This is a genomic window from Streptomyces sp. NPDC047042 (genome assembly GCF_040644035.1).
Lineage (GTDB): Bacteria > Actinomycetota > Actinomycetes > Streptomycetales > Streptomycetaceae > Streptomyces.
On record NZ_JBEYVP010000044.1, the window covers coordinates 22,244 to 34,533 of the forward strand.

8 protein-coding genes are annotated in these 12,290 nt (G+C 69.0%); 2 read left to right on the top strand and 6 right to left on the bottom strand.

The window, feature by feature from the left end:
* Positions 1-60 precede the first annotated feature (60 nt).
* Positions 61-471 (top strand): ankyrin repeat domain-containing protein, encoded by a 411-nt coding sequence (locus ABZ855_RS38855; protein ID WP_360815428.1) that lies wholly within the window; start codon positions 61-63, stop codon positions 469-471.
* 78 nt (positions 472-549) lie between these two features.
* Here ABZ855_RS38855 and ABZ855_RS38860 read toward each other — a convergent pair whose 3' ends face one another.
* The 5 genes from ABZ855_RS38860 to ABZ855_RS38880 all read right to left on the bottom strand — a co-directional run bounded on the left by ABZ855_RS38860 (position 550) and on the right by ABZ855_RS38880 (position 9,703).
* A complete protein-coding gene (locus ABZ855_RS38860) occupies positions 550-2,226 on the bottom strand; it encodes a PA14 domain-containing protein (RefSeq protein WP_360815432.1) in 1,677 nt (558 codons plus the stop codon).
* A gap of 42 nt (positions 2,227-2,268) precedes the next feature.
* Positions 2,269-4,026, bottom strand: coding sequence for a PA14 domain-containing protein (locus ABZ855_RS38865; protein WP_360815435.1), 1,758 nt, complete (start codon positions 4,024-4,026; stop codon positions 2,269-2,271).
* A 46-nt stretch (positions 4,027-4,072) separates the two neighbouring features.
* On the bottom strand, positions 4,073-5,806 hold the full coding sequence (locus ABZ855_RS38870) for a PA14 domain-containing protein (protein ID WP_360815439.1): 1,734 nt from the start codon (positions 5,804-5,806) through the stop codon (positions 4,073-4,075).
* A gap of 46 nt (positions 5,807-5,852) precedes the next feature.
* Positions 5,853-7,640, bottom strand: coding sequence for a PA14 domain-containing protein (locus ABZ855_RS38875; protein ID WP_360815441.1), 1,788 nt, complete (start codon positions 7,638-7,640; stop codon positions 5,853-5,855).
* A gap of 119 nt (positions 7,641-7,759) precedes the next feature.
* Positions 7,760-9,703 carry a PA14 domain-containing protein gene (locus ABZ855_RS38880; RefSeq protein ID WP_360815444.1) on the bottom strand — a complete coding sequence of 648 codons (1,944 nt, stop codon included), beginning with the start codon at positions 9,701-9,703 and terminating at the stop codon, positions 7,760-7,762.
* 428 nt (positions 9,704-10,131) lie between these two features.
* On the opposite strand from ABZ855_RS38880, the gene ABZ855_RS38885 reads away from it, so the two are divergent.
* On the top strand, positions 10,132-11,271 hold the full coding sequence (locus ABZ855_RS38885) for a substrate-binding domain-containing protein (RefSeq protein WP_360815447.1): 1,140 nt from the start codon (positions 10,132-10,134) through the stop codon (positions 11,269-11,271).
* A gap of 130 nt (positions 11,272-11,401) precedes the next feature.
* Here ABZ855_RS38885 and ABZ855_RS38890 read toward each other — a convergent pair whose 3' ends face one another.
* Positions 11,402-12,244, bottom strand: a complete 843-nt coding sequence (locus ABZ855_RS38890) for a transglutaminase family protein (RefSeq protein WP_360815571.1) — start codon at positions 12,242-12,244, stop codon at positions 11,402-11,404.
* Positions 12,245-12,290 lie beyond the last annotated feature (46 nt).

Genomic DNA, 12,290 nt, shown 5'->3' on the forward strand with positions numbered 1-12,290 from the left:
GGGGTGGGGGTTGGTTGTACGGGTGGGGCGTGAGGTTTCAGGGGGGCGAGGATGGTTGGTATGACGGATCGGGATCGGTTGGGTCGGACGGCGGTGCACTATGCGGCTGCCGACGGGGACGCGGATGGTCTGAGGGTGCTCTTGGCCGGAGGCGCGGACCCAGAGGCAGCTGACGACGCGGGGTGGACGCCGCTGCACTTCGCGGCCCAGGCCCAGGCCCCATCGGCCGTCGAGGTTCTCCTGGCAGCGGGCGCGGCGGCCGATGCAGCGGACCGGCACGGTGATACCCCGCTGTGGAGGGCGGTGTTCTGCGCGCAGGGCAACGGTGCCACGATCCGGCTGCTGCTGGAGTCCGGTGCCGATCCTGACCGGGACAACGGCCATGGCGTGAGTCCCCGGGTGTTGGCGGGACGGATCGCCAACTCTGACGTGGCTGCCCACCTTCGGACCGGGGACGGGGCTCCCTCCTAGGGAACGCAAAAGGGGCCGGGAGGTGACTCCCGGCCCCTCTGCCTTGACGGACGTGACCGCCGCCGGCATGCCGATCGGTCAGCGGAGAACCAGGACCTCCGCCGAGGACGCCTGCTCGCTCTCGCGACCGTAGAAGTCCACGGCTCGCACCGTGACGACGTAGACGCCGGTGTACTGCGGCCGGAACTCGATCCTGCCCGTCGTCGTCAGCTGCGGGCCGCTGGGGGAGCCGTACCCGTCGAAGTCCCAGGAGTACCCCTTCAGTATCCGGCCTTCGGCACCCGCTCCTGGCTTGATGTCGACGATGATCGGGGAGCGAGTCCCGCCCTCGGACACCACGGTCAGCTTCGGTGCCGCCGGGCCGGTCGCGGTGGCCGGGGTGAGGCGGTTGACGCTGATCTGCGCCGAGGGCACGGACTCGACGCCCGCGCTGTCGACGGCGACGACGTAGTAGTACGCGGTCCCCTTGGGGGCCGAGGTGTCGTCGTACGACGAGGCTGTCGGGCCGTCGACACTGCCCACGAGGGCCCCGGCTCCGTTGGCGGAGGTGCGGCGGTAGACACGGAACCCGGTTACGGTGCCGTCCTCCGACGGCACCCATGAGACATGGGTGGAGGCGTCGGCGGGCGTGCCCTCCAGGGCGGTCGGAGCGGGCGTCGTCGACGCCGTGGGGCGCGTCACCATCACGGGCGCGGAGGCCGGGGAGATGTTCCCGGCGCCGTCGACAGCTTGGACCTTGTACGTGTAGGGCGTCTCCGCGTCCGCGAACTGGTCCGTCCAGGACGTCCCGAACACGGGCTGGGGCCCGTCCGGGTCGCTCTGCCCCACCGGGGCGGCCCACAGATCGTAGTGGTGCACATCCTTCGCAGGGGCCTTCCACGTAAGTGAGTTGCCTGCCGTGGTGCCCTGACCCGACAGTCCGGTGACCTGCCCCGGCGCTGTCTTGTCGACCGTGGTGGCGGTCACGTCGGCGCTGCCCGTGGACTGGTTGCCGGCCTTGTCATGGGCGCGGATCTCGTAGGCGTACGTCTCGCCGGTCTTGGGGAGTGTCGAGTCCGTGTACGTGGTGGCGGTGGTTGTCGCGAGAGGGGTACTGCCGAACGACGTGCCGTTCAGGCGGCGGTAGATCCTGTACCCCGCGAGGTCCATCTCCTTGTTCTTCGGCCAGGTGAGCTTCGCCTTGCCCGTCGCCTTGTCGTACGTGACGGTGGGGGCCGTCGGGGCGAGCGGCTTGACCCTGTCGACGCTGGCCGAAGTGCGGGGCGCGTAGGCGAAGTTGACGTTCGCGTTGCCGGTGACGTTGGCGAAGTCGACGCGCAGGGTGTGCTTCCCGGAGGGGACCGTGATGTTGACGGTCTTCTTCTGGGTCGCGGTGACGTCCCTCCAGAGGTTGACCTTGATCCTGCCGTCGAGGTACACGCGGATGCCGTCCTGCGCGGCGGCGGTGAGGGCGAAGGGGCCACCGGAGCCGAAGTCCCGTGTCACAGTCCAGCGGACGCCGAAGTTGTCCTTCGGGAGGCCGGTGACGGGGGCGTTGGCGCGCCAGTTCTCGGCGATGGACGTGTCGCAGTCCGTCCGCTTCGGCGTGCCGGAGAACGTGGTGTTCGCGAAGAACTGTCGCTTGTAGGCAGGGGAGTTGCAGGTGACCGTGGCTGCGGAAGCGGCCGGGGCGGTGACTGCGGTGATAAGACCGCCCGCGGTGGCGAGCGCTACCGCGGTCGCCGTCGTGGCGGTCGTGCGTCTGGTGATGTTCATGCGGTTCTGCGGCTGCTCTCTCTGAGGTGAGCGTGCGTGCGGTCAGTTGGCGGGGGCGTTGACCGCCCAGTCACCCGCCGGAAGCGACTCAGTGCCGTCCGCCGCCACGGCCTTCACCCAGTAGTAGGACGTCGTGCCGGGCTTCGAGGCGGTGTCGACGTACACGATGGCCGTCTTGCCGAGGGTCGCGATCCTCTCGTACGTCGAAGTCGTCGCGTTCCAGCGGTAGACGCGGTAACCCCCCGCCGCCTGAGGGGAGTTGGCGTCCAGGCCGGTCCAGAAGACCTGGTTGGCCCGGTTGCCCTCGGTCGGGACGGCGGTCACGTGCAGGGGTGAGCCGGGCGGGGTCGCCACGGTCGGCGTGGTGTTCAGTTCCGTGGCCACGACCGTGGGGGCGGCGCCGGTCTCCGTGTAGACCGAGTTCCAGCCGCCGTCGAGGGCGTCGACGAAGAAGCAGGCCTGTTCGCCGTTCGGGCGGGTGAGGTAGGAGTACGACGTGGTGTCGGCGTTCACGTACTTCAGGAGACCGGCGGAGCACACCTTCTGGCCGGTCGGGGCGCCCGTACTGTCCTTGCCGTCCACCAACTCGCCCGCGTAGACCGCGTATCGCGCGAGGTCCGAGGCCCGGTTCGCGTCCCAGCTCAGCTTGAAGCCGTACTCGGTCGGGGTCGCCTTCAGGCCGGTCACCGCGGGCGGCGCGGTGTGGTCGTCGTGCTTGCCGTCCACGGCGACGGAACGCGCGGACTCGTTGCCCGCGGCGTCGACCGCCGAGACGCGGTAGCGGTAGGCGACGCCCTCGACGACCGACGTGTCCAGGTACGACGCCTTGTTCGTCCGGGCGACCTCGAAGAGCCTGCCCTGCGCTCCGACCGCCCGGTACACCCGGTACGACGCGGCGCCCTCGACCGAACTCCAGCTGAGCCGGAGCCCGTTCAGCTCGGACTCGTTGACGATCGCAGGCGACTGGGGCGCGGCCGGAGCGGTGCGGTCGACGGTGACGACGCTCTTGTCCGCCGTACCGCCGGACTCGTTGCCCGCCTTGTCGTACGCGCGTACCTCGTAGAAGTAACTCGCGCCTGTGAGAGGGAGGTTGGTGTCCGTGTAGGAGGGGGAGGCGGTGGTCGCGAGGGGGGTGCTGCCGAAGGAGGTTCCGTTGAGGCGGCGGTAGATCCTGTACCCCGCGAGGTCCATCTCCTTGTTCTTCGCCCAGGTGAGCTTCGCCCTGCCGGTGGACTTGTTGTACGAGAGGGAAAGGGCTGTCGGGGCGAGGGGCTTGACCCTGTCTACGGCAGCTGAAGTGCGGGGCGCGTAGGCGAAGTTGACGTTGGCGTTGCCTGTCCAGTTGGCGTAGTCGACGCGCAGGGTGTGCTTGCCGGACGGGATGGTGATGTTGACCTTCTTGGTCTGCGTCGATGAGACGTTTTTCCAGAGGTCGACCTTGCGCGTGCCGTCGATGTAGACGCGGATGCCGTCCTGGGCGACGGCGGTGAGGGCGAAGGGGCCGCCGGAGCCGAAGTCGCGGGTCAGCGTCCAGCGGACGCCGAAGTTGTCCTTGGGGAGGCCGGTGGCGGGGGATCCGGCTCCCCAGTTCTCGGCGATGGAGGCGTCGCAGTCGGTCTTCTTCGGGGTGCCGGAGAAGGTGGCGTTGGAGAAGAACTGGCGTTTGTAGACGGGGGAGTTGCAGCTCGTCGCGGCGGAGGCCGGTGTGGCGGCGACCGCCGTGAGGAGGCCGCCCGCGGTGGCGAGTACGACTGCCGTCGCGGCGGACGTGGTCACGTTCGTGCGTCTGGCGAGGTTCATACGGGTGTGGGTCTGCACTTTCTCTGTCTCGTCGTTTTGTGCGCCGTCAGTTCGCGGGGGCGGTGACCGTCCAGTCGCCGGCGGGCAGGGACTCGGTGCCGTCCGCTGCCACTGCCGTCACCCAGTAGTAGGACGCGGTGCCGGGCTTGGCGCTTGTGTCGAAGTACTGGTGAATGTCGCTTTCCCAGTCGATGATCTTTTCGTACGTGGTAGTGGCCGGGTTCCAGCGGTAGATGCGGTAACCAGCCGCGTCCAGCGGGGAACCTTGGGGGAGGCCGCCCCACGTCAGCTCGATCCCCTCGCTGCCCACCTCGTCCCACACGGCGAGGGACAGCGGCGAGCCCTCAGGCGTCGGCACACTCGGTGTCGTGTCGAGTTCGGTGGCGATCACGATGTTGGGGGAACGGGTCCACTCGTAGTGGGAGTTCCACTTGGTGTCGAGGGCGTCGACGAAGAGACACCGCTCCTCGCCGTCAGGGCCGGTGGCGTACGCGTACGAGGTCGTGTTGGGGCTCAGCCACTCCACCTGGTGGACATCCACGCAGAACTGCTGGCCCTCCTCGCGCAGGAGGTCGCCGGCGTAGACGACGTACCGGTAGAGGTCACGGGCCGGGTTCGCGTCCCAGTGGAGCTTGAAGCCGTACTCGGTCGGGGTCGCCTTCAGGCCGGTGACGGCGGGCGGCGGGGTGAGGTCCTCGCGCGTGCCCTCTCCGACCAGGGAACGGGGAGACTCATTGCCCGCCGAGTCGAGGCTCGTCACGCTGTAGAAGTAGGGGACGCGCTCGGTGGCGGAGGTGTCCAGGTAGCTGAGCTGGTTGGTGCTGCCCACCCGGGTGTACCTCCCACCCCAGCTCGTCGACCGGTAGACGCGGTAGGACGCTGCTCCGGTGACCCCCCTCCAGCCGAGCCGCAGGCCCTTGTCTTCGGAGGTGACGGTCGGCCTGGCGGGCGCGGCCAAGGGGGTCTTGTCGACGGTCGTGACGGTCAGGTCGGCGGTGCCGGCGGACTGGTTGCCTGCCTTGTCGTGGGCGCGGATCTCGTAGGCGTACGTCTGCCCGGTCTTCGGGACGGTCGAGTCCGTGTAGGTGGTGGCGGTGGTCGTCGCGAGGGGGGCGCTGCCGAAGGACGTGCCGTTCAGGCGGCGGTAGATGCGGTACCCCGCGAGGTCCATCTCCTTGTTCTTCGCCCAGGTGAGCTTGGCCTTGCCGGTCGTCTTGTCGTACGTGACGGTGGGCGCTGTCGGGGCGAGCGGCTTGACCCTGTCCACGGTCGCCGAAGTGCGGGGCGCGTAGGCGAAGTTGACGTTCGCGTTGCCGTTCCAGTGGGCGTAGTCGACGCGCAGGGTGTGCTTCCCGGAGGGGACCGTGACGTTGACGGTCTTCTTCACCGTCGACGACACGTTCTTCCAGAGGTCGACCTTGCGCGTGCCGTCGACGTACACGCGGATGCCGTCCTGGGCGACGGCGGTGAGGGCGAAGGGGCCGCCGGAGCCGAAGTCGCGGGTCAGCGTCCAGCGGACGCCGAATTTGTCCTTCGGGAGGCCGGGGGCGGGGGATCCGGCTCCCCAGTTCTCGGCGATGGAGGCGTCGCAGTCCGTGCGCTTCGGGGTGCCGGAGAAGGTGGCGTTGGAGAAGAACTGGCGTTTGTAGACGGGGGAGTTGCAGCTCGTCGCGGCGGAGGCCGGTGCGGCGGCGACCGCGGTGAGGAGGCCGCCTGCCGTGGCGAGTACGACGGCCGTCGCGGCGGACGTGGTCACGTTCGTGCGTCTGGCGAGGTTCATACGGGTGTAGGTCTGCTCTTTCTCTGGCTTGTGGTCCCGTACGCCGTCACGTCGCGGGGGTGTTGACCGCCCAGGCGCCCGCCGGCACGGACTCGGTGCCGTCCGCGGCCAGGGTGGTCACCCAGTAGAAGGACGTCGTGTCGCGCGGGGCGTCGGTGTCGTAGTAGTCGTTGGCGTCGGCGCCGAGGTCGGCGATCTTCTCGTACGCCTTGGTGGCGGGGTTCCAGCGGTGGACGCGGTAGCCGGTCGTCTCCTGGGCGGTGGAACTCCACGTCCAGTTGAGGAGGTTCCCCTCGGTGGCGCCCTCGGAGTTCGTCGTCGTCAGCTCCAGCGGGGAGCCCTCGGGTGTGGCCACGCTCGGCCGCATGTCCAGCTCGTCGGCCATGACGGTCTTGCCCTCGCCCGTCCACTTGAAGGAGGAGTTGCCGAAGTCGTCGACGGCGTCGACGAGGAAGCAGCCCTGCTCGCCGTCCAGGAGGGCGGAGTACTTGTACGAGTCCGAGACCGCGGTGTACGTGAGCGAGGTTCGGTCGGCCGGCAGGTACTCCCTGGCCACGCTCAGCAGGCAGTCCTCCACACCGTCCTCGTCGTAGTCGCCCAACGTGCCCCGGTAGAGCCGGTAATACGCGAGGTCCTGGGCCGGATTCGCGTCCCAGTCCACCTCGAAGCCGTACTCGGTCGGCGTCACGGTCAGGCCGGTGACGGCGGGCGGCGGGACGTCGTCCAAGAGGCGGCCCGTCACGGCCTTGGACCGCGCGGACTCGTTGCCCGCCGCGTCGACGGCCGTGAGCAGGTAGTAGTACCCCTTGTTCTCAGCGGCCGAGGTGTCCCGGTATGCGAGCCCGCTCGTGCTGCCGATCATCGTGTACGCGCCGGGCACGTACTTGACCCCGTCGTACACCTCGGGTGCCCGGTACACCCGGTAGGACACCGCGCCTCCGACCGTGCTCCAGCCGATGCGCATGCCCTCCGACGACGTCGAACCGACGAGCGCCACATCCTGGGGCACGCCCGGGGCGACACGGTCCACGGTCGTGACCGTCAGGTCCGCCGTCCCGGCCGACTCGTTGCCCGCCTTGTCGTACGCGCGGACCGAGTAGGCGAACTTCTCCCCGGTCACGGGGAGCGTGCTGTCCGTGTACGTGGTGGCGGTGGCGGTGGTCGTCGCGAGGGGGGTGCTGGAGAAGGGCGTGCCGTTCAGGCGGCGGTAGATCCTGTACCCCGCGAGGTCCATCTCCTTGTTCTTCGCCCAGGTGAGTTTCGCCTTGCCGGTCGTCTTGTCGTACGTGACCGTGGGGGCGGTGGGGGCGAGCGGCTTGACCTTGTCCACGGTCGCCGAAGTGCGGGGTGCGTACGCGAAGTTGACGTTCGCGTTGCCCGTCCAGTTGGCGTAGTCGACGCGCAGGGTGTGCCTGCCGGACGGGATCGTGAGGTTGACCGTCTTCCGTACCGTCGTCGTGACGTTCTTCCACAGGTCGATCTTGCGCCGGCCGTCGACGTAGACGCGGATGCCGTCCTGGGCGGCGGCGGTGAGGGCGAAGGGGCCGCCGGAGCCGAAGTCGCGAGTGAGGGTCCAGCGGATGCCGAAGTTGTCCTTCGGGAGGCCCGTGGCGGGGGACCCGGCTCCCCAGTTTTCAGCGATCGACGCGTCGCAGTCGGTCTTCTTCGGTGTGCCGGAGAAAGTGGTGTTCGCGAAGAACTGCCGCGTGTAGACGGGAGCAGTGCACGTCGTCGCGGCGGAGGCGGCCGGGGCCGCGGTGCTGAGGAGGGCGCCGGTGGTGGCGAGCACGAGGGCGGTGGTGGCTGCCTGCGTCGTGCGTCTGGCTGGGTTCAAGGCGATCCTTCGGGTCCTGATCGTCAACGGCGAGGAAGGTGCCGTTGACGATCAGGACCGGCGAAGGTGTGAATTGGTTGTACGGCTGGTGTGAATTTGTTCGAGTGGGACGGGTGAGGTCAGCCCACCTTGAAGTCGATCTGAGTGAAGGCGCCGCTCCGGCCGTAGTAGTCCACCGATCGCACCTCAAAGACAAAGAGGCCGGACCTGGGCGGCGTCCACGTGACCGTCGACTTCGTGGTTGTCGTATAGCTGCTGTCACTGGAGAACTTGTACGTGTAGCCACCGATCAGCCGCTCCGGATCAGGAGTCAGTGTCACAGTGACCGGAGTGCCCGAACTGCCGTGCGCGGCGCAGTCGTTCGCGGTGCATTCCGTGTACGGAGCGGACAGCGTGATGGTCGGCGGCTTGGGGCCGGTGGACGTGGCCGGAGTCGCCCGGTTCACCGTGACCACTCCCGAGGGCGCGGACTCGTTGCCGTACTGGTCGAGGACGACCACGTAGTAGGAGGCGGGGCCGACCGGGGCCTCGGTGTCGTCGTAGCGGACCGCCGTCACCTCGTCCTCGCTGATCCGCGTCCACGCGTCGTTCCCACCCGTGCGGCGGTAGACGCGGAAGCCGAACCGGGCGTCCGTCGAGTAGTCCCAGGCGAGTGCGGTGTCGCTGTCGCGGAGGGTGCCCGTCAGGCCCGTGGGCGCGGCCGACTCCCCTGGCGCCGGGCGGGTCGCGGTCACCGTCTCGGACACCGGGGAGGCGTTCCCGTACGCGTCGATCGCCTGGACCTTGTACGTGATCGGGACGCCGGCCTCCGCCCGTGTGTCGTTGAAGGAGGTGCCGAGGGCGATGTCCGGGCCGTCGGGGTCGGACTGGCCGGCGGGGGCCACCCACACCTCGTAGCGCTCCACGTCGGCCGACGACCCCTCCCAGCGGACCGCGTTGCCCGCCGTGGTGCCCTGCGCCGTCAGGCCTGTGACCTGGGTGGGTGCCGTGGTGTCCGGTTCGCCGGGGTCGGCGGTCGCGGACGGGACGGACTCGTTGCCGTTCTTGTCGACGGCCGTGACCCGGTAGTACGCGCGCTGCTTGATGTTCGCCGTGACGTCCGTGTAGGAGGTCTCGCCGACCGCCCCGGTGATCCTGGTGTACGGGCCCTGCGGCGCGCTCGCCCGGTAGACGCTGTAGGAGAACGCGTCGGCGACCGCCTTCCAGTCGAGCCGCACGGCGGACGCGGCCACGGTCACCCTCACCCCGGTGACCTGGCCCGGCGGCGTCTTGTCGACGGTCGTCACGGTCAGATCGGCGGTGCCGGCGGACTGGTTGCCGGCCTTGTCGTGGGCGCGGATCTCGTAGGCGTACGTCTGGCCGGTCTTAGGGACGGTCGAGTCCGTGTAGGTGGTGGCGGTGGCGGTGGTCGTCGTGAGGGGGGTGCTGCCGAAGGACGTGCCGTTCAGGCGGCGGTAGATGCGATACCCCGCGAGGTCCATCTCCTTGTTCTTCGCCCAGGTCAGCTTCGCCCTGCCCGTCGTCTTGTCGTACGTGACCGTGGGCGCGGTCGGGACGAGGGGCTTGACCCTGTCCACCGCCGCCGAAGTCCGGGGCGCGTAGGCGAAGTTGACGTTCGCGTTGCCGTTCCAGTTGGCGTAGTCGACGCGCAGGGTGTGCTTCCCGGCGGGGACCGTGACGTTGACGTTCTTCTTCACCGTCGACGACACGTTCTTCCAGAGGTCGACCTTGCGCGTGCCGTCGACGTACACCCGTATGCCGTCCTGCGCGGCCGCCACCAGCGCGAAGGGGCCGCCCGAGCCGAAGTCCCGGGTCACCGTCCAGCGCACGGAGAAGTTGTCCTTCGGGAGGCCCGTGGCGGGGGCCCCGGCTCCCCAGTTCTCCGCGATCGACGCGTCGCAGTCGGTCCGCTTCGCGGTGCCGGAGAAGGTGGTGTTGGAGAAGAACTGCCTCGTGTATGTGGGGGAGGCGCACGTCGTCGCCGCCGCGGCGGGCGTGGAGGTGACCGCCGTGAGCAGTCCGCCGGCGGTGGCGAGTGCGAGTGCGACAGCGGTCGCGGGCACCCTGGCTGTCGTACTTCTGGCTGAGATCATTCGGTCCTTCGCATCCGGTCGCGTGCGTTCGCGTGCGTGCGCGTGCGTGCGCGTGCCTTTCGAGAACGGCGGAACTGGGCCGTCGATGATCAGGACCGGTGAGGTGTGCGCTTGGTTGTACGGATCTTGCCCTCCTCTCCCCGCACCCCGGTTCCGCACCCCAGCTCCCCACCTGATGAAGGACGCGCGGAGAGAGTTCACGCGGTCTTCCACCACTTCTTCACCCGCGCAGCGGGCTGTGATCTTGCCCTCTCGTTCCGTAGTTTCGCTTGACGCCCGGGGGCTCGCCGACGTTGTCTTTCGGACACATGGGTCGCACTGTTGCGCCCGCGTCCCAAAAGCACCTGAAGTGAGCACCCGAAATGTTTCGTCTGACTCGTCCGGCTCGTCCGACTCACATGAGTCGTGTGACTCGTGTGGCTGGTTTGCGTCGTACCGCGATGGCCGTGGCCGCCTCCACGGTCACGGTCTCCCTCGCCGCCGGTTGCGGCGTGCTCGACGCCGACAGTGGGAACACGGCCGAGGCGACCCCGGCGAAGGGCAACGACATCACGGTCGGGCTGCTGCTCCCCGAGACGGCCAACACTCGGTACGACCGGTTCGACTACCCGATCATCAAGAACAAGGTCGAGTCGCTCACCAACGGCGAGGGCAGGGTCGAGTACGCCAACGCAGGCGCGGACGCCGCCAAGCAGGCCCGGCAGCTCCAGCAGATGATCGACGACAAGGTCGACGTCCTGCTCCTGGACGCCGTGGACGCGCATGCCATCGCGCCCGAGGTCAGGAAGGCCAAGGACGCCGGGATCCCGGTGATCGCGTACGACAGGCTGGCTGAGGGCCCCATCGACGCGTACATCTCCTTCGACAACGAGCTGGTCGGCGAGGTGCAGGGACGTTCCATCCTGGAGGCGCTCGGCGGCAGCATCAACCCCTCCGCGAAGATCGTCATGATGAACGGGTCGGTGACCGACCCGAACGCCGCCCAGTTCAAGGAGGGCGCCCTCTCCGAGCTCAAGGGCAAGGTGACGATCGCGCAGTCCTTCGACACCAAGGACTGGAAGCCGGAGAACGCCCAGGCGAACATGACGAAGGCGATCGAGGCCATCGGCAAGGACAACATCGCCGCCGTCTACTCCGCCAACGACGGCATGGCGGGCGGCATCATCAACGCGCTGGAGGCCGCGGGCGTCAGCAAGCTGCCCCCGATCACCGGGCAGGACGCCGAGCTGGCCGCCGTGCAGCGGATCATCTCCGGCGAGCAGTACATGAGCGTCTACAAGTCGTACCCGCAGGAGGCCGAGACGGCGGCCGAGATGGCCGTCGCCCACATCCAGGGCCGCGACATCCAGTTCGACGCCCTCACCCGGGACAAGGTCGACAGCCCCACGGAGAAGGACGTCCCGTCCCAGCTGGTGAGCGTCGTCGCCCTGACGAAGTCCAACATCAAGAGCACGGTGATCGAGGACGGCATCTACAAGGTGTCCGACATCTGCACCCAGAAGTACGAGGACGAGTGCGCGGCCCTGGGCCTGAAGTAGGCACACGCCGTAGCCCGTAGCCCGTAGCCCGTAGCCCGTAGCCCGTAGCCCGTAGCCCGTAGTCCGAACGTTCATGTGCCCCGGAGGGACCCACCCCCCGGGGCACGCACACGTCACCCTCCCCGGCGCTTCACGCCACCCGCGTGAACTCCACCGTCACCTCCGGCGGCCCCCCGGCCACGCCCCGGTACACGCCCTTGTGCGGGGTCACGTCGTCGTAGTCGCGTCCCCGGCCGACCACCACGTGGGACTCGTCGGCGCGGGTGCGGTTCGTCGGGTCGTAGCCGCACCAGTCGCCCGCCCAGTACTCGATCCAGGCGTGGGACTGGCCGGCCACCGGGCGGTGCAGTTCCGCCTCCCGTTCGGGGTGGAGGTAGCCGGAGACATAGCGGGTGGGCAGGCCGAGGCCGCGCAGCAGCGCGATCGTCACATGGGCGATGTCCTGGCAGACGCCGGCGCCCTGCTCCCACGCCTCCGCCGCCGACGTGTTCACGCCCGTCGTCCCCGGCAGGTAGGACACGCGGTCCGCGACGAGCGCGGCCACCGCCGTCGCCGTCGCGTGCGGGTCGAGGCCCGCCGCGACCTCCCTCGCCCGTGCGACCAACTCGGGCGGCACGGTCGTACGCGTGGTCGCCGTCGCGTACTCCAACAGGCGGGAGTTCGCGGTCCGTTCGGCCACCTCCGCCCAGCTCGGCGCGGGGTCCAGGGGGCCCGGCGGAGACGTCTCGACGAGGCTCTGGGCGGTGATGGTGAGGTCGGCGTGCGGGTCCATCAGGTCGAAACCGGTGACCTGCGTGCCCCAGTAGTCCCAGTACGACCAGGTCGGCGTCGTCGGGTTCACGGTGACCCGGGCGTCCAGCGTGGTCTGGCCGGGGAGCGTCAGCGGGGTCATCCGGACCTCGTTGTGCGAGGAGACCGCCGCCTGCGCGTACGCGACACGCGTGATGTGCCGGATACGGAGCCGGCGGGTCACCCCCGCGTCCGTCGCGGAGTTGGTCGTCCGGTTGGTCGTCCGATCG